Origin of the sequence: Iningainema tapete BLCC-T55 (assembly GCF_014698965.1) — a bacterium.
Lineage (GTDB): Bacteria > Cyanobacteriota > Cyanobacteriia > Cyanobacteriales > Nostocaceae > Iningainema > Iningainema tapete.
This window is the reverse complement of sequence record NZ_JACXAE010000126.1, coordinates 170193-189275: the sequence shown is the minus strand read 5'-3', so window position 1 is coordinate 189275 and position 19083 is coordinate 170193. Positions and strand designations below refer to the sequence as shown.

Here is a 19083-nt window from a genome sequence, read left to right as displayed (position 1 = left end):
CTAATGAATGTGGGGATGTCCCCGTCTGAGGTCAATTTTTCTTGCCCCTAACCGTCTGCCGAGAGCAACTGATTGCCGCAGTGAAGCTCTCAATGCCTGACTGTTGGCTAGCACTTCTTTGACAAGCCGCTCTTGTTCAGCTAGTTCCGTGAATTTCTCTAAATTTAGAGGTTGTTTTTCCATTGGTTGCTGAAGCTCGGCAGTCGGCAGCATGGGAATTTCCAGAGGAGGTTCATGTGCAGATGATGAATATGATGAGCCACTTGATGAGTCCGTTGTGGGCATAAGTTGTGCAAGCTGCTGTTGCAGCTTCTCAATTTGGCGATCGATCTGCTTTAACTGCCGCCCCCGCTCAATCGCCGCTCTGTAATCCTCTACTTCATTGGGTTTTAAGTGTTTTAGTGTCTTGCCATCAAAGATAGGTTGACGGCTTCTCACCTGCCAGTATTTACAGTTTGTTCGGGCAGTGCCTCCCGGCTTCACTTGCACCAACCAGCAATTTTGCAGAAACCAACCTGCTCCAGCCACCTGGGATCGTTGGGTGTTCAGCGCATCTAGGGCGGATTGAAGTTTTTTTAGTTTCGACATTTTTGATTCGTGCGCAAATATTGTTTTATTTTAAGTTAATATATTCGTATGCAAAATTTATTAAAATAAATTTTGCATACGAATGATGAATCTATAATTTTTGCTCTAAAGGTATAAAAAAGCCCACTCATATAGACTGCTCAACGGTAATTTTTTAAGAATTAGGATAAAAATGTCTACTCAAATGTCCAGCGAGAAGAGCTTATTGTGCGATCGTGTTCAAAACACGGATGAAGCAAACCCAGAATTTGAAACCCTGTTAGACTACCTCAAGCACAGCCGGGGCTGTGATTTGACAAGTTATAAACGCTCTAGCCTGATGCGACGGTTTCAGCGCCGGATGCAAAGGATTGATATTGATACTTATCAAAGCTACTTAGAGTATTTGCAATGCCATTCACACGAGAACCTTGCTCTTCTCGATGATGTTCTCATTAACGTCAGTAGCTTTTTCCGCGATCACGACACCTGGCAATATTTAGCACTAGAGATCATTCCCAAAATCATTGCCAGTAAGCAACCGGATGAACCCATTCGAGTCTGGAGTGCAGGCTGTGCCACTGGACAAGAAATTTGTAGCCTTTTGATCTTACTGGCAGAGGCACTAGGGATTGAGTCCTGTTTACAGCGAGTTCAATGTTTTGCCACCGATGTTGACGAATCGGCTCTAGCGCAAGCACGAAAAGGTATTTACAGTAATTTAGAGATTACAGGCATTCCTTTCAATTTGCTCCAGAAATACTTTGAGCAAACCGAAAAAGGCTATGTCTTTCACCCAAAGCTTCGCCGCACCGTCATCTTTTCTCGTCATGACTTGACTCAAAATGCTCCCTACTCCAAGATCGATCTGCTGACGTGCCGCAATGTATTTATTTATTTAAATCCAGAAGCTCAAACCTCCATTCTGGTAAAGTTTCACTTTGCGCTCAAAAACACCGGCTTCCTCATGCTGGGTAAGGCAGAAACAATAATCAAGCACAGGCAAATTTTTACGCCTGTTAATCTGAACCAGAAAATTTTTGCTAAGGGACTGAAGCTAGAACTGGAGGACTATTTCTCCTTTCTTCCTCAATCCCGAAGACAGTAGGCGACTAATTTCTACTCTAACTAGAATTATACAAAAGCTATATTATAGTTGATTAGAGAAAGGAGAGCAATACTGAGTCAGCACAACAGCAGCTACTATACATGTCACCTAGACGCGCTTCTAAAAAATCTCAACCCAATCCTTCTGATGGCATTCCAACTGACAATCAGCAGGACAATTCTGATAAATTATTTCCAGTGGTTGGGATTGGAGCTTCTGCGGGAGGATTAGAAGCTTTTACCCAATTGCTGAATTATTTGCCAACCAATACGGGTATGGCGTTTGTAATTATTCAGCACATGGCTCCAGAGCAAGAAAGCGTGCTGAGTCTGATCCTTTCTAGGGCAACAGAAATGCCCGTGCATGAGGTACAAGATGGCATGGCGATCGCACCGAATCAGGTGTATGTAATTCCGCCCAATGCCAGTATGACCATTACTCAAGGGGTGCTAAAGCTTACGCCTCGCTCTAGTACCAGTCGGGTGTTTATGTCGGTTGATACGTTTCTGCTTTCCCTTGCCGAAGAGCGGGGCAACAAAGCGATCGCCGTCATTTTATCGGGAGCCGATTCTGACGGAGCAAGGGGACTCGAAGCAATCAAGGCGGCAGGAGGTATAACGTTTGCTCAATGCCAGAATTCGGCACAAGTCGATAGTATGCCCAAAACGGCGATCGCCACAGGTCAGGTAGACTTTGTCTTACCGCCCGACCAAATTGCACAGAAACTAGCTGAGATTAGCCGTCATCCCTACATTGCCAGTCAATCCACAACTGAGGAGGCAGAGTCATTCTCGTCTACCGAGCCACTTGGCGTTATCTTCAATTTGCTGCGAAAGGCAACAGGCGTTGACTTCACTGACTATAAACAAACTACTTTAAATCGCCGGATTCAGCGGCGGATGCTGTTATACAAGGTGGAACACCTAGAGGATTATGCTCACTATCTCCAGAGCAACCAAGCAGAAGTGATAGCGCTGTATCAAGATTGCTTGATTCATGTCACCAGTTTTTTTCGCGACTCCGAAAGCTTCGATGCCTTAAAAAGCTTGGTCTTTCCCGTCATCATTAAGGATAAATCACCGGGTACACCCATTAGAATCTGGGTGGCGGGTTGTTCAACCGGGGAAGAAGCTTACTCGATCGCCATCTGCTTGCTAGAGTTTATAGGCGATCAGGTGAGCCACCTACCGATTCAAATTTACGCAACTGACATTAGTGAGACGGCGATCGAATATGCCCGCAACGGGATCTACACCCTCAGCCAGGTTGCGAATGTTACCCCCGAACGGCTCTATCGGTTCTTTATCCAAGTTGAGGGAGGCTACCAGATTAGTAAGTCCGTGCGGGAACTTTGCGTCTTTGCCAGACAAAATCTGATTGGCGATCCGCCATTTTCGCGGCTGGACTTAGTTAGCTGTCGCAATGTGCTAATCTATTTAGGAACCGCTTTACAGAAAAAGCTCCTGCCAATTTTCCACTACGGTCTCAAGCCCACAGGCTTTCTCATGTTAGGTACCTCAGAAACGGTGGGTGACTTTGTAGACCTGTTTACCCTGTGTGACAAAAAAAACAAAATTTATGCCAAAAAGTTGACAACGACTCGACCCAACATTGAGTTGACTGCCAGCCCTTATTTGCCCACAGTCATTAACCCTCAACTCCTTGTGACAGAGCATCTCCCCAGCGACCACGATCTCCAAAAAGAAGCAGACCGGATCGTGTTGAGCCAATACGCCCCTGCGGGTGTGGTAGTCGATGTCAACCTGGAGATTCTGCAATTTCGGGGACAGACTAGTCCGTATCTGGAACCAACTCCAGGTCGCGCCACCTTAAACCTGCTCAGAATGGCAAAAGAACAATTGCGACGGGATCTACAATCTGCCATTTACCAGGCAAAACAGCAGAATCTGCCAGTCAAACGAGAAGGCTTACAGATTAGAGAGGGTGATTTTCAAGGAGATAGTTTCACGAATCGCACTCGGCAAGTTACCATTAGTGTCACTCCGTTCCGGGTGGGGGCAACCCAGGAATGTTTCTTAGTTCTATTTGAAGATACTCCGCTCATCTCGGAGTTACCAGCCGCAACTAATGATGGCAGTACCCCCACCAAGCGCAAAACTAGGGAGGCAGCTGAGATTGCTCGACTCAAGCACGAACTGGCAACAACCCGAGATCATCTGCAATCGATCATTGAAGAGCAGCAAGCCACGAACCAGGACTTGAGAGCTGCTAACGAAGAGATTTTGTCGAGCAATGAAGAGTTGCAAAGTACGAATGAGGAGTTGGAAACCGCGAAAGAAGAAATTCAGGCGGCGAATGAAGAACTGAACACTGTAAATGATGAACTGCGCCGTCGCACCCAGGAAGCAACCCAAGTGAGCAACGATTTGCAGAATCTGCTCAACAGTATCCATATCCCGATTCTGATGCTGGGAGCCGATCTCCAGATTCGGCAGTTTACCCCAGCGATGGAAGGGATCTTCAACCTGATTTCAACCGACATTGGGCGTCCGCTGAGCGACATTACCCACAAGTTGAATGTGCCTAACTTAGAGCAACAGATTTTAGAAGTGATTCGTACTCTCAACTTAAAGACTCAGGAGATTCAAGACCGGGATGGGCATTGGTATCACCTGCGCGTCCGCCCCTATCGCACGATCGACAATAAGATTGATGGGGCAGTGCTGGTGTTGATTGATATTGACGACCTCAAACGCAGTAATGCGCAATTAATGGAAGCGAGAGATTATGCCGATGCGATTGGGGAAACCGTTTGGGAACCGCTGATCGTGTTGAATGGTGATTTGTACGTGATCACAGCCAATCGTTCGTTTTATGAAACGTTTCAGGTTTCGCCCGTGCAAACAGAGCAGCAGTTGATTTTTGAATTGGGCAACGGACAGTGGGACATTCCCCAATTGCGATCGCATCTCGAAGAGATTCTTGCCAGTAATGCCCAGTTTCAAGAATTTGCGGTCGAGCATGATTTCGATCAGATTGGACGTAAAAGCCTGCGGCTCAAAGCTCGCAACATGCCCAAGATTGACAACACCCAGATGATTTTACTGGCGATCGAGGACATCACTGAGCCGCAGGCGTGACAACGGCTAAAATCGTAATAATTATCTTTTACTATACTGGCTGTGGACACTGCAATCTGCCCTCGCTGTCATCAAAACGTTAACCCACAAGCTGTAACCTGTCCGTATTGTCGCACAGAGTTGAAAGCTTATGGACATCCCGGCATCCCTTTACACCGTGCGATCGCTCAGGAGTACCTCTGTGAGTCTTGCACTTATGACGCTGATGATAGTTGCAACTTTCCCAAACGTCCTTATGCTAAGGAATGCACTCTCTACCAGAATTTAGAACAACACAATTTAGAGGTGCAACAACAGCGTGACGCCAGCAGCAGGAGTGCAAATCTACACACTTGGGTAAAACGCAATCAGGCTTTGCTCTTACTACTGGGTTTGTTACTCCTGTGTTTGTTAATTGTTTTAGCTACATCTTGACAAAAAGGAATATTTATGTAATTAGTTTACGTTCGTAGTGAGCGCTTAAGCGCTCAAGGCAAAGGTTTTAAGCGCTTAAGCGCTTACTACAAACTTATGCCTTGTTACTTACATGTAACGTCTCTACCTAATTTCCAAGCTGAGCCTGAGAAATAGTGTGGGCAAGGGATGGTTCTTCAAATACGGCTAAGTCAAACCAAAAAGTTGTACCAACGCCAACTTCGCTGACTACGTGGACTTGACTGCGATGCTTTTCGATGATATTTCTGACAATTGATAGTCCCAAACCCGTACCTTCTAGGGTGTGTACTCGGTTTTCTACGCGGAAGAAGCGATCAAAAATCGCATGTTGATCTTCTGGGGCAACACCAATTCCGGTATCGGAAATTTCTATTCGTACTTGTTGTGTGCGATCGCCCGAATGCTGTAAATCTAGTTGATAGGCACGAATTGCTACTTTGCCACCAGCTTGGGTGAACTTGAGGGCATTACCAACTAAATTAGCCAATACTTGTAGCAACAAATCATAATTACCCACTACTAACGGCAATTTAGAGGCTACTTCCTGTAATAATTCAATTCCTTTATCCCGAGCATTAAGTTGATAAGTACGCAACGTCTGCTCAATGGCTTGCCCCAAATCTACCCCATCTAAATTGTAACGGCGACCAGATTCGAGTTTTGACAAATCCAAAACATCATTAACCAAGCGGGTAAGTCGATCAGTTTCATAATTGACAGTTTCCAAAAACTCCTGCCGTTGTGCCGAGCTTAAGTCTTCGCCATACTCGTGCAAAGTTTCAATAAAGGATTTGATATTGAATAAAGGAGTGCGCAATTCGTGAGAAACGTTGCTGATAAACTGGCTTTTTGCCTCGTTGAGTTCTACCTCGCGAGTGATATCCTGTACAGTAATAGCAATACCTTTGATACTTTCGCGTTGCTGGTTGAGAACTGTAGTTAACAGAATACGGATAGTGCGTTTGGTGGGTTGGTTAAATGTAATCCGAAATTCAGCGCTTTCACACTTGCCTGCTGCCATTTCTGACAAGGGATGAGTTATTTCCATTTGTACTGCTGTGGGCAAGTAATGCAACACATTCTTACCCACCACATCAACACCTTCCCAAGCAAAAATTCGCCGTGCTGTAGGGTTATCTAAAATCACCTGCATATTGTTATCTATTAAGACAGCACCATCGGCAATGGTGGAAACCAAAGTTTCCAGCTTGGCTTTTTCTGCTGTAAGTTCCTCAATATTTTGTTCTGCATAACGCTCTAAACGCTCTGCCATTTCATTAAAGTTCAGAATTAACTCTCCTAGTTCTCCTCCCAAAGGTAAGTCAATTCTTTGCTTGAAATTCCCTGCGGCAATTTGTTTGACTCCCGCTAGTAGTTCTTTAATCGGCTTGGTGATTGTTAAAGCATTAATTACCCCTGCTAAAATCACCATTACCCAGATGGTAATAAAAACAGCAATGGTGATATCGCGAGTGAAATTAGTGGAGATGACTGCAGCGGGGTTGGGGTTGATGCCTATCGCCAGTACACCCAGGTTTTTGCCTTCAACTATTAGGGGAACAAAAACATCTGTAACTTCCCCATCTGGTGTGCGGTGTTGTCGCACCATTGGTTTATCTACATCAGCAGCGTAATCTTCTGGCAGTTGTATCCGTCGCTTAATGGTGAGGGAAGTTTCTACCTCTGGTTCCCAAAAGGGAATACCAAAAAAGATTTTCCCAGTTTCATCAGCATAAAGCATGTAGCGCACGCTTGATGTACTACTGTAGAACCGTTGGGAGAATTGAGCAACAGAAGTGAGATTTTTATCAGCAATTAACGGCGCAACGTTGGCAGCAAGCAATAGTCCGAGATCTCGACCAAAGCGGGTATCATTGAGACGTGCATCTTGCTGAATCGTATTGATTGCCCAGAATGTCAATCCACTCATTACTAACGATACGACTAAAGTAGCAACAGCCAAAAGCTTGGTTTGGAGAGTGAACTCACTCCACCAATGTGCGATCGCTTCTCGAATTGTTTTGAATAGAGCCAGCATCTTAATAAAAAGTTGTTATAAAGGTACTTATCTGGATTAAATATTACTTTATTGTTCTGAAGTTTTACAAAACTTTACTTAAAATCCAGTAAATACTAGTTATATATAGTATAATTTAGGTAAATTTTTTCTAATGATGCCGCTGGTAAAGATGTGAGCAAGACCGCCCACACCAAGCAAAGGGTGGGGCTATTAATACGAAGCCCCGTAGGTTGGGTTGAGCAGGGCGAAACCCAACTTAATTAATTAGTCGATTTTGTTGGGTTTCGTTCCTCAACCCAACCTACATGAGGATTTCTCCCGAATTCCCTTAACCGATTTTCTTCAACCGATGACCAATATCTCGTCGGTAATACATTCCTTCAAACTGAATACATTCTACTGCAGCGTATGCTTGGGCAAGAGCTTGCTCAAAATTTTCTCCTACACCAGTAATATTTAACACTCGACCGCCATCAGTGACCAATTGTTGTCCTAACTTAGTTCCAGCATGAAATACAACTGCACCTAATGCCAGAGCCGAATCTATACCAGTAATCACCTTGGACTTTTCATAAACACCAGGATAACCACCAGAAGCAGCAACAACGGTAGCAGCAGCCCCAGATTTCCAAGCAATGGGAGGCATTTCGGCTAAACGTTGCTGTACGCATGCCAACATCAACTCTTCTAAAGGTGTTTCCAACAGTGGTAAGATCACCTGGGTTTCTGGATCGCCAAAACGACAGTTAAATTCCAAAACCTTAAACTCACCTTCAGGACTAATCATTAAACCAGCGTACAGCACGCCTCGATAATCAATGCCTTTAGCTCTAAGGGTAGCAACTGCGCGATCAAAAACTTGTGTTTGAACTTGTGCCATCAATGTAGGAGTGGCAATGGGTGCTGGGGCATAAGCACCCATTCCACCAGTATTTTCTCCAGTATCGCCCTCTCCAATCCGCTTATGATCCTGGGCTGGTAGTAATGGACGAATTGTGATTCCATCACACAGTGCTAAAACAGAAACCTCTTGCCCTGTCAAAAACTCTTCAATCACGACAAATTTTCCAGCACTGCCAAACTGCCCCTGAAAAATCGCCTCTACTGCTGCCTGCGCTTTTTCCACTGTTTCAGCAACTATTACACCCTTGCCTGCAGCTAAACCATCGGCTTTAACAACAATTGGCGCACCCTGTGATTTTACGTAGGATTTTGCTGCTGCTACATCCGTAAAAACCGCAGCTTTGGCTGTGGGAATTCCTGCTTCTTGCATCAGAGCTTTTGCCCAAGCCTTACTTGCCTCAATCTGCGCTCCCGCTCTGGTGGGACCAAAAACCATCACACCTTGTGCATGGAGGTAATCTGTAATACCATTTGCTAAAGGCACTTCTGGTCCAACAACCACGAGATTAATGGCTTCGGCTCGTGCAAATTGACTGATACTTTCAAAGTCATTCACTTCACTAGACAGGTTTTGGCAATTTTCCAAACTAACCGTACCCCCATTTCCCGGCGCACAAAAAACCTTTTCTATTTGCTTAGATTGCAACAATTTCCAAGCAATAGCGTGTTCTCGCCCTCCATTCCCGACAATTAAAACTTTCACTGATTACCTCTAGCATTCTTGATGGCTGCTTGCGCTACAATTTTTTCACCAATTTCAATATTTACGCAAGTGGTAAGTTTAAGAATCAAACCGGATTCCTATGATATGCGATCGCTCTCAAGTATTCCCAAAGGTTACTATTATTTAGAGTATCATTTTTACTATTAAATTTAAATATTTATACTTAAAATTGATCAAATATCTGCACTAAAAAGCAGTACTATCAGTAATTTCAGGTAAATATGGTTTTTCCAAAAAAATATTTCCAAAGTAATGGCGGTTACTACGATCTAAGGATTAACCTTTGAATATTGAGATTGATAAAAATAACCACAAAAAGGAATCATGACTAAAAGTATTGTTACAGGAGCCGCAGGGTTCATTGGTTCTAACCTAGTAGACACATTGTTAAAACAAGGAGAAGAAGTCATCGGCATTGATGAATTCAACGATTACTACGATACTGGCTTAAAACGTAAAAATATTGCACACCTACACAACCATCCTCAATTTACATTAATTGAGGGAGACATTCAGTTGTTAGACTGGCAGGCACTGTTAGATTCTGTTGACGTAGTTTACCATCAAGCAGCACAAGCTGGGGTAAGAGCAAGTTGGGGTAAAAGTTTTCGTGCTTATACCGAACGAAACATTAACGCGACGCAAGTTTTACTAGAAGCGGCAAAGGACGCTAAAAACCTGAAAAGATTAGTATTTGCCTCTACCTCTAGTGTATATGGTGATGCCGAAACCTTACCTACCAATGAGGAAATTTGCCCTCAGCCTGTTTCACCTTACGGTATTACCAAGCTAGCAGCCGAGCGGTTGTGTGGGCTGTATCACAAAAACTTTGGCGTCCCTTTTGTCGCATTGCGCTATTTTAGCGTTTATGGTCCCAGACAGCGCCCAGACATGGCATTTCATAAATTTTTCAAATCGATTTTACAAGATGAAGCAATTCCCATCTATGGCGATGGAGAGCAAACAAGGGACTTTACATTTGTAGGTGATGTTGTCGCCGCTAACTTAGCTGCAGCTAGAGAATCTCAAGCCGTGGGAGAAATCTTTAACATTGGTGGTGGTAGCAGAGTGGTTTTATCACAAGTCTTAGAGACGATGGAAGAAATTGTTGGGCGCACAATCAAAAGAAACCACGTTGAAAAAGCAATGGGAGACGCCCGTCATACTGCTGCTGATGTATCTAAGGCGCGGAAGATTTTGGGTTATCAGCCCCAAGTTTCTTTGCGAGACGGGTTAACTCAGGAATGGTACTGGGTTAAGTCTTTGTATTGTTGATTTTTGCGCCTCACGTAGAAACGCAAAAATGTAGAGACGCGAAATTTCGTGTCTCTACAGCGTCTTTGCCTAAATTTTTCTACTGTAAATTAGCAATGTTTAGCTTTTGGCAATAAGTTGATTTCACAGCGAAGGATATTTCGTAATGACCAATACATTAAGATCACAGGAGGGAATGCTAAAGTTATTGCTGCATACCAAGGAATACCAGCATAGATCAAAGAGTTAACCCAGATATTTAAAGTACTGCTGGCATAGACGTTTGCTTGTGAATAGGTATTTAAGGTTGTGGTTACTGGTGTATTGGTAAGTATGCGCACGATATTGCTGAATGCAGCTTTAAGCATATCTACTGATTGGCTATTCCATATACCCCAGATAAATATACTATCAGTGAGCCGACCTTGTTGGTTAGCATACATCATCCGGAAGTGCCAATTAGATATAATTGCCGACAGTGTGAGCAGAAAACCAAAGCTGCTCAGAAGGATAGCGGAAATTTTTAAAGTTATCTTTTTCAGGATATACTCTATGTTGACTGCAAAGGGTAGGAATATAATGGGTAGGATAGTAATGAAGTGACGTGGACCCCATCCCCATCCACCATACCAGCTTCTTAACCTGGCGTGAAGTAATAACCAGAGGATGAAAAGTGCAGCTGTGTATATCGCTTCTTTGTGGTGTTCTCTGTAAAATTTCTTAAAGAGAAATACAGACAAAATTAGTAAAGGAGCGTAAATCAACAAACTTTTACCAGGGCTGAGAAGCAAGCCTGTTATTCCTACTACGATGTTGCCATCTAATGCATTATTGTCAGCGTAAACTGCTGTTTGCACAGGAGATTTATAAAAGATTCCGGTACGTAGATAGTTGTACCAACATTGCCAAATCAAAAATGGTAAAAGTGTTATTAATGTCAGTGTAATTTCCCTAAATTTTACTGCTAAGGAACGACGAATGGTAATCAAGTAAACAAAAGAAACCAGAATAGCTAATATCATCGATAATCGAGTAATTAATCCGAAGCCTAAGCAAATAAAACAGCTAAAAAGCAACCACAGGTTATTTTTTTGGCGATACCTTATTAAGAAAAAGAAAGATAATGTTAGCAGTGTACTACACAAAACTCCGTCAAATAAGTTGCGAGCATAAATCCAGAAGTAGGTTGTCAGCGTTAAACATAGAGTTACGATAAAGCTGGGGATTGTGGAGATTGAAAATCCTGTTCTCAGGATGGCAAATAAGGTGGTAGCTGTGACAGAAGAATATACTCCAGCCTGAAACGATAAGATAAATTGTTGCAGCTTTTCTATAGTTTCTGTACTGACGAATTTAGAAAAAAAATTTTCTATTAGTACGTTGATAAATGCTGTTGGTAGTAGAAAAAGTGTATTACCAATTTCATGCCCCGCATATGCTCTGCCGTTTGGGGCTAGTTGAAAGATACCTTCTGGTAAAGTATCAAAACCTAACTTTCCATGCTTGATAAGTTGCACTGCAACTTGATAGTGGAATAATCCTTCAGAATTATCAAATCCACTATTAGTTAAGGCAAATAAGGAACAAAAGAAAATAAATACGTTTAGATAAATTTGATTTTTTCTGTAGATGTTACTAATCTTCATTTACAAAAACCCTTTTGAATCTCTGTCAATTATTTTTCGCGCTCGCGATCGCCCAAATTCCACTAATCAGTAGCCCCAATCCCATCCACTGAGAAAGTGATACTTTTTCTTTGAGAATAATAGTTCCGGCGATTGTAGTTGCTACAATTGTTAATCCAATTACTACTGGGTATGCCACTGATAAATTAAACTTGCCTAAAACCAAAATGTAAAATATTGTACTGATCCCATACAAAATAATCCCACCTAATAAATAAATATTGATAGGATTTTGACCTGAGCCTAATTTTAAAAAAGTTTGAGCACCAGTATTCAGCGCCACTGTCAATAAAATTAGTAAGCTAAACACAAGTTGGGTACTCATACTCTTAATTTACCTCCATAATTTAGATTTACTACTAGTATTCAGTAGCATCAAAGTTCCAAAGTTCGCCTCCTTTGGGATAAGGCGTTTGTACCCATTTTCCTCCTAGTTTTTCCCACCATCGTAACGGATGAGGCAGGGTAGCTACTTGAATACTACAACATCCACAAAGCCATGCTCCAAACACATCTGTATGTAAACCATCACCAATCACGACTACTTGTTGTGGTTGAAGTTGCATGTGAGCCATTGCTTTTTTAAATGCAGATGGAAAAGGTTTTTTTGCTGGGCTGAGGGCGGGTATATCGAGACGACTTGACCAATATTTTACTCGATAACTACGTTTACCATTGGAAAGAATAAAAAATTTTAATCCAGCTAGTTTTGCTTGTTTAATCCAATCTTCTGCACCAGGAGATAAATAACGGTCATCTTCCGACACAATAGTATTGTCTAAATCGAGAATTATTCCTTGAATCCTACAAGTTTTCAGCCAATCAATTTTTAAGCTTGCTAGAGTGTATGCTCTTTTCGGTAATTTGTAAGGATTATTCTTAAACCCTGGTTTATTATTTCCTTGGATGAGCAAGCGCAACCAAGTGGTAAGCGGCTTAACTATTTTTCTCATGGCGCTTTACTCAATTATTCCCTGCTGTTTTAGCCAAAGAATTGCAAAGCAAGTAATTACCCAACCAAAGACAGTAAATAGAATTGATTTATCTTTCAACAATACTTCTTCTGGGCGTTCACTACGTCCACCTTTTTCAATGTCGCTATCCTCATAACTTGCAATCTCTTGAGGATCGCTCAATAGCTGATAGCTAAAAATTCCATAAATTACAAAAGGTAAGGTTAATAGCATCCAAGAAGTTGATGCTCCTCGCACTACTGGTCCGGAACTCCAAAGAGCATAAGATAAGACTGTACCTGTAGTGACGACATTTTCCATCCGACTTAATAGTGACAATGAGTAGCGTTTGAGCACAGCACGAGGCTTTGTACCTTTAGATTGTACCAATCGCAATTCTGCTTTGCGTTTCTCAATTGCTAAGAACAGTGCCAGCATTCCAGTACAGAGTACAAACCAAGGTGATAAGACAATGTTTGTGGCAGCAGCACCAGCATAAGCTCTCAATACAAATCCAGCAGCAATTGCCCCGATATCCAAAATTACTACCCGTTTGAGCCGTAAATTATAGGCTACTTGCAATATGGCGTAAGCGCTAATAGTTGCGCCCAAGGCTGGAGAATGCAACCAGCTCACAGCCAAAGCACCGCCTAACAAAACCAACGCCATTGTAAATGCTGCTGGTATACTTACCAATCCAGCAGCGATCGGACGCCGACATTTTACTGGATGTTGACGGTCTGATTCTACATCTGCAATGTCATTAATTAAATAGAAACCACTTGAAGCACCACAAAATAGTATGAGCGCTAGCAAACTACCTACTAAAGTTTGCAAACTGATGTTAAAAGCAAATAAGGGTGCAGCAAATACCACTAGATTTTTTGTCCACTGTCTGGGTCGCAGAGCAGTTACGTGTGCTAGTGTTGTCGTACTAAAACCTACAGACTTTTTGGCATGAGTCATTTGTCGGGAGTCCATTTGCTTCCGGTGAATTTATTTCAAGGTAAAAAACATAATATCGCTGCAAGACTTTACAGAAAGTCTTGTAAGCCGAGTAATCATACTATGATTTTGATATTAGTGACTTTTATTTGCTTTTAGGAGAATAAAAGAGTAACTTTAATCAAGCTTTAAGTGATTCCTCGGAAAAGCGTATTTTGTCTTCACCCACTGTTTAAATTGTTGTTTACTTGGTAAATTGCATGATGATATAGTTAGCCATGATTTTTGACTTAGTAAAATTTGCTAAGTCATCATTTCCTGCCCACTTAATTTGTATTATTCTACGGTAGTATGAAGTCGCCCTGTATTTTCATGTGTCAAAAGATTTGACACTTTTGCTACACTTAGAAAGTATCATACTACATGTGAATCAACGTTTCTAAATTTTTTACCTACTCTTCAAATATTTACCTTAATTAATTGTTGTATTTTACGTATACTTCACATTGATGACTGTATTTGCCACAAGAAACCCGACTTCTCGAAAAAGTCGGGTTGCTTGGCTCACTAACTAACCTAACTCCGGCACTTCTCCCCTGACAGCTTTTTGCTGCTGATAGCGTTCTTTAAACTGCCGTTGCTGTTGTTTATGTTCTACTATTGGCTCAGGGTAGCCTAAAGCGTGGCACTCTAAGGGCGAGATTTTACCAGTAACTAAATATTCTGTGTCGAGCGATCGCAATTCACTCACCCATGTGCGAATGTACTCTCCTTCTGGATCAAACTTTTGCGCTTGACTTGCTGGGTTGAAAATCCGCACTGGTTTAGGATCCATTCCGCTAGAAGCGCTCCACTGCCAACCACCGTTATTGGCAGATAAATCGCCATCAATTAATTTCTGCATGAAGTATTTTTCTCCCAACTGGGGATTAATCAGCAAGTCCTTGGTGAGGAAATTGGCAACAATCATCCGACAGCGGTTGTGCATCCAGCCAATTTCATTCATTTGGCGCATTGCTGCATCAACTATAGGGTAGCCCGTTTTACCTTCACACCAAGCTTGAAAATGTTCAGAGTTATTTTCCCAAGGGAAGTTTTTGAAAGCGTCACGGAAAGCACCCTCTGCTAGTTCGGGAAAGTTATACATGGCATGTTGATAAAATTCTCGCCACGCAATTTCCTGTTGCCATGTACGGATACTTGTGTCTGTTTCTTCGGATCTGCTGTTTTGTAGTGCATCTATGGTAGCTTGCCAAACAGTGCGAATACTAATGACGCCAAATTTCAACGCCGCACTTAATTGTGATGTACCATTTACTGCCGGGAAATTGCGCTGTTCTTTATATTCGGCGATCGCACGATAGCAAAATTCCTCTAACTTTTCTTGCGCTGCCGTCTCCCCTGGTGCAATGACTAATTCCCCTTGCCAATGAAATCCTAAATCTTTTGCTTGTGGTAATTCAATCGCCCCGGCTTGCCCCGCGATTTCTTGTTCGGCTGCAGTTAATCCCTCCAGATTTTTTTGTAGAGACGTTACATGTAACGTCTCTACAGGGGTTGGTTTTGGTTTGCTGATCCAATTTTTCCAAAATGGTGTGTAAACTGTGTAAGGATTGTTTGAACCTGTGCGGATCTCTTCTGGTGCGTGTAATATTTGATCCCAGTTTTTCTCGATAAACTGGATGCCTTTTTCAGTAAGTGCTTCGATCACAGCGCGATCGCGTTCTTGGGAGTACGGTTCTACATCCCAATTCCAGAATACAGCTTGGGCATTCAGTGCCGCCGCTAACTTGGGAATTGCTTGAATCGGATTGGCGTGAAGTATTAATAATTGGCTACCTGCTTGAGTATATCGTTGTTGTAGTGACTGCAAACAGCCGATCATGTATGTTACTCTAACACTTGCCACATCATCCCGTTCCAAAATATTCGGGTCTAGGCAAAACACACCCACAACCTTTGCACTTCGCTCTCTGCCTGCTGCGAGTCCTGTATTATCAGACACACGTAAATCGCGTCGATGCCAAAATAGAATTAAGTCAGACATTCCATCCTTAGTATAGTTCGATTGTACTAGCTTAAATTCTACTTGTAGTAAGCACGCTTCGTGCTTAATTTAGGGCTAGAGCCGCTTACTACGAACCAATTAAAAATTTTGTAATCTCAGATCTTGCACCTCTACCTGAGTACTGAGATCGGGTAACCCTGATGATTTTGAAAATATTATTTTGGGTGGTGGAAGGAAGTTGCTCAGTCCTCAAGGACACCTGGCAATTAGTGCTCAACCGCTTGTATTTATGTGACTTTGAGCTTTATTAAGTCGTATTAACAAATAAACTACGGTAAATACTTTAGAATACAGTATAAAATACTAGAGCAATCATAGCGAAAGCGTAATTACTGGCACAAAAATCAACAACCACTACAGATTTTGATAGGAGGAGTGTAGTGAGCAGGAATATAAACCGCAATCTTGATGGGACGGTTCTTTTTTCAGCTTTACGAATGATGAAAAGGTGGCAACGGCAACTATCTCTGGGCAGATTAAACTTGAGAACTTTGACAGGTTTTATACCTCTATTCTTTGTAAGTTTAAGCCTGAGTTTGGTATTTGCTGCCTATGCCGCAAGTAGCAGTAACACACTAGGAGCTAGTAATTCTGTTCCTAACGGAAGTTTAATAGCTCAACAGAAGAATATTGAAATCAACCTGGTTTCCTTCTCGGTGACGAAAGCTGTTCACGAAAAGATTATTCCTAAGTTTGTAGAAAAGTGGAAAAAAGAACGTAACCAAAACGTCACCTTTAAAGAGAGTTATGGCGCATCTGCGGCTCAATCTCTTCGGGTGATTGAATCCGGGCTAGAAGCTGATGTAGTGCATCTATCCCTTGCTCCAGATGTGCAAAAGATTGTAGAGGCAGGATTAATTCAACCTGGTTGGGAAAAAGAGTTTCCTAACAACAGCATCGTTAGCAAATCTGTAGCCGCAATTGTGACTCGTAATGGTAATCCCAAAGGTATTAAAACATGGACAGATTTGACGAAAAAAGGAGTCACTGTAATTACCCCTAACCCGATCACATCTGGTAGCGCCCGCTGGAACTTCTTAGCATTATGGAATGCAGCAATCAAAGGCGGAGCTAATGAGTCTAAGGCATTAGAGTTTGTCACTAACATCTATAAAAATGTTCCGCTCTTGCCTGAAAGTGCCCGTGAGGCAACGGATACCTTTTTCAAAGGGCGTAAAGGAGATGCTTTACTCACATACGAAAATGAAGTAATTTTGAAAACTTTAAATGGTGAGAAGTTACCATACATAGTGCCTGATGTCAATTTTTCCATTGATAACCCAGTGGCTATTGTCGATAAAAATGTGGACAAGCATGGCACTCGTGAGGTAGCACAAGCATTCATTCAGTATTTGTACAGTCCAGAAGCTCAACAAATATTTGCCAAAACAGGTTATCGATCTGTTGTTTCTGGTGTAGCGCAACAAAAAGAGTTTGTTGACAAATACCCTGTAGTTAAAGTGGCAACAACCAATGACTACGGCGGTTGGGGTGTCATTCAAAACAAGTTTTTTAGTGATGACGCCATTTTTGCTAAGATTCTACGCTCTGTCCAAACTAGTGCTAGATAAGGTTAATGCTGGCTAATACGTGCATCGACTGTTAAAAACCACATTTTCTTTACAGACGTTATATATAACGTCATATTTTGTAGAGACGTTACATGTAACGTCTCTACATTATTTTTATTTAGCGAAAACTTATACATATATTCTTGCTTTTCACACTTAAGTATGACAAACTGTCGTATAGAGTTCAAAACTACGGTAAACCTATAGGCTAATAGTACCTAATACCCGCAAATAAATCAAATTCATGGCGATCCAGCTTTGGCGTGGCTATATCTACGATGTCAAGACCGGGAAATGAATTGAAATTCCTGAAGCTACAGAAATTGGTCGAGCAGCTTAGTTGTTATATCAATGTCTGGGATTTGGGTGAATATTGTCTATTCAGAAATAAAAATACTGGCTAAGTGCCTAGATTCTGCAAGGTGATAAAGATGAAAAAGTTTTTTATTGTCAGCTTGTTTTTTGTTGGGATTGCTTGGGTTTTATTTACTCAAGTTTCCCTACCATTTCAAGGAGGATTTTCTCCAGTAGCTTTAGCAAGATCAAGCAATTCATCCGCTTATGAGGTTTGGGCTATCGATCAAGCAGATTCTCTTGATGGCACTCCTTTGGGTGGAAATCTCTTTGTTCTGTCTGGTAACGATCAAAACTTTATTCAAGGTAAAGCCAAGATTGACCAAATTAATTTGGCTGCCAATGCTGTCAAAAATGGTTTTGCTCCAGGTTCAAAACCTCACTGGATTACTTTTAATAAAGGTGCTACACATGCGATTGTCGGACATGCTAGTTCAGGTCAAGTATACGCAATTGATGCTAATACACGTCAAGTTGTCGATGTGGTTGCTCCAGGAAATAACTCTCATGCCGTTTACATCTCATCAGACAATAAATATGTGTATGTTGCAGATACCCCAGGGCAAAGAATTCATAAGATTTACACGAATTATGAAGCGCCTGTAGGTGAAATATTTACCAAGGTTGAAACCTTGTCATTTGATGATAATACGCGGCAAGCTTTAGGAACTCAAACTGCTCAACCAGTGGTTGCTCAGATTGATGATACAGGTAAATGGGTTTATGTCACTTTTGCCAGTGGTGGTGTGGCGATCGTCAATGCAGAAACGTTGACTGTAGCTCATGTTTACAATAGTACGGAAACTACCTTCAATGGACTGGTTGGCTACCAATTTGGCAACAGCTTCATCACTAACGCAGGCAATGCTAACCCGGAGACAACTGATTTCGTGTATATTTATGATCACAAGTCTCTGCTCGAAAATCCCTCAACTCGTCCAGCCTTTATCAAAGTTCCTCAATCCGGTAATGATGTCCACGGTGTGGAAGTACTTGGTGGAAAATACTTGTGGCAACTTAACCGTGCATCTAATACCATTACAGTACATGAAATCAAGCCCAACCCCTTTGATCCAAACATTGAAGGATCGGACAAAGTCCGCGCAGTTAATCTGATTGATTTGGCAGATACAGTCTTAGGTCCCGATCCTACACCCGATTTGATCGGGATATCACCTTCTGAGGAGGTGGCTTTTATCACACAGCGTGGTCCTTTTCCTATTTCAGGAAATGATCCAGCATTTTTCAACAGTGTAGGTATTTTTCCTGGAGTGGGGGTTGTGCAAGTTAAAAATGACGGGAAGGATGGTAAACCCGCTTATCTATATAGATTCGATAACGTTGTAAATGGGAATAACATTGGTGATTTCCATGCCCTAGCTGTGCGTAAGTAGA

Annotated in this window: 14 protein-coding genes; 6 read left to right on the top strand and 8 right to left on the bottom strand. The window is 42.1% G+C overall.

Features of this window, described 5'->3' with window-relative positions; translation table 11 throughout:
• A complete protein-coding gene (locus tag ICL16_RS41860) occupies positions 1-588 on the bottom strand; it encodes a hypothetical protein (protein WP_190838054.1) in 588 nt (195 codons plus the stop codon).
• Positions 589-760: 172 nt separating this feature from the next.
• Between ICL16_RS41860 and ICL16_RS41855 the strand changes: the two genes are divergently transcribed.
• The 3 genes from ICL16_RS41855 (at position 761) to ICL16_RS41845 (ending at position 5190) form a co-directional block, all read left to right on the top strand.
• Positions 761-1675: a CheR family methyltransferase gene (locus ICL16_RS41855; RefSeq protein WP_238361186.1), complete on the top strand. Its 915-nt coding sequence runs from the start codon at positions 761-763 to the stop codon at positions 1673-1675.
• Between the two features lie 101 nt (positions 1676-1776).
• The gene (locus ICL16_RS41850) at positions 1777-4776 is read left to right on the top strand and encodes a chemotaxis protein CheB (protein WP_190838051.1); all 3000 of its coding nucleotides are present in this window, start codon (positions 1777-1779) and stop codon (positions 4774-4776) included.
• Between the two features lie 42 nt (positions 4777-4818).
• Positions 4819-5190 carry a zinc ribbon domain-containing protein gene (locus tag ICL16_RS41845; protein WP_190838049.1) on the top strand — a complete coding sequence of 124 codons (372 nt, stop codon included), beginning with the start codon at positions 4819-4821 and terminating at the stop codon, positions 5188-5190.
• Positions 5191-5317: 127 nt separating this feature from the next.
• Here the strand turns inward: ICL16_RS41845 and nblS are convergent, their stop codons facing one another.
• Together nblS and purD are read right to left on the bottom strand one after the other, a co-directional pair.
• Entirely contained in the window at positions 5318-7249 is a 1932-nt protein-coding gene (gene nblS, locus ICL16_RS41840) for a two-component system sensor histidine kinase NblS (protein ID WP_190838046.1), read from the bottom strand.
• A 310-nt stretch (positions 7250-7559) separates the two neighbouring features.
• The gene (purD, locus tag ICL16_RS41835) at positions 7560-8837 is read right to left on the bottom strand and encodes a phosphoribosylamine--glycine ligase (protein ID WP_190838043.1); all 1278 of its coding nucleotides are present in this window, start codon (positions 8835-8837) and stop codon (positions 7560-7562) included.
• 345 nt (positions 8838-9182) lie between these two features.
• Here purD and ICL16_RS41830 point away from each other — a divergent pair, with 345 nt between their 5' ends.
• Positions 9183-10133, top strand: a complete 951-nt coding sequence (locus tag ICL16_RS41830; protein ID WP_190838041.1) for an NAD-dependent epimerase/dehydratase family protein — start codon at positions 9183-9185, stop codon at positions 10131-10133.
• Positions 10134-10222: 89 nt separating this feature from the next.
• On the opposite strand, the gene ICL16_RS41825 is transcribed toward ICL16_RS41830, so the two are convergent.
• From ICL16_RS41825 to ICL16_RS41805, 5 genes are all read right to left on the bottom strand, one after another.
• Positions 10223-11758, bottom strand: coding sequence for a glycosyltransferase family 39 protein (locus ICL16_RS41825; RefSeq protein WP_190838039.1), 1536 nt, complete (start codon positions 11756-11758; stop codon positions 10223-10225).
• Between the two features lie 25 nt (positions 11759-11783).
• Positions 11784-12122 carry an SMR family transporter gene (locus tag ICL16_RS41820; protein WP_190838037.1) on the bottom strand — a complete coding sequence of 113 codons (339 nt, stop codon included), beginning with the start codon at positions 12120-12122 and terminating at the stop codon, positions 11784-11786.
• A 34-nt stretch (positions 12123-12156) separates the two neighbouring features.
• Positions 12157-12750, bottom strand: coding sequence for a YqeG family HAD IIIA-type phosphatase (locus ICL16_RS41815; protein ID WP_190838035.1), 594 nt, complete (start codon positions 12748-12750; stop codon positions 12157-12159).
• A gap of 6 nt (positions 12751-12756) precedes the next feature.
• The gene (locus tag ICL16_RS41810; protein ID WP_190838033.1) at positions 12757-13731 is read right to left on the bottom strand and encodes a decaprenyl-phosphate phosphoribosyltransferase; all 975 of its coding nucleotides are present in this window, start codon (positions 13729-13731) and stop codon (positions 12757-12759) included.
• Positions 13732-14266: 535 nt separating this feature from the next.
• The gene (locus ICL16_RS41805; protein WP_190838031.1) at positions 14267-15742 is read right to left on the bottom strand and encodes an FAD-binding domain-containing protein; all 1476 of its coding nucleotides are present in this window, start codon (positions 15740-15742) and stop codon (positions 14267-14269) included.
• A gap of 461 nt (positions 15743-16203) precedes the next feature.
• Between ICL16_RS41805 and ICL16_RS41800 the strand changes: the two genes are divergently transcribed.
• Positions 16204-17334, top strand: coding sequence for a sulfate ABC transporter substrate-binding protein (locus tag ICL16_RS41800; protein WP_190838243.1), 1131 nt, complete (start codon positions 16204-16206; stop codon positions 17332-17334).
• A 431-nt stretch (positions 17335-17765) separates the two neighbouring features.
• A complete protein-coding gene (locus ICL16_RS41795; RefSeq protein ID WP_190838028.1) occupies positions 17766-19082 on the top strand; it encodes a YncE family protein in 1317 nt (438 codons plus the stop codon).
• The last annotated feature ends 1 nt before the right edge of the window (position 19083 follow it).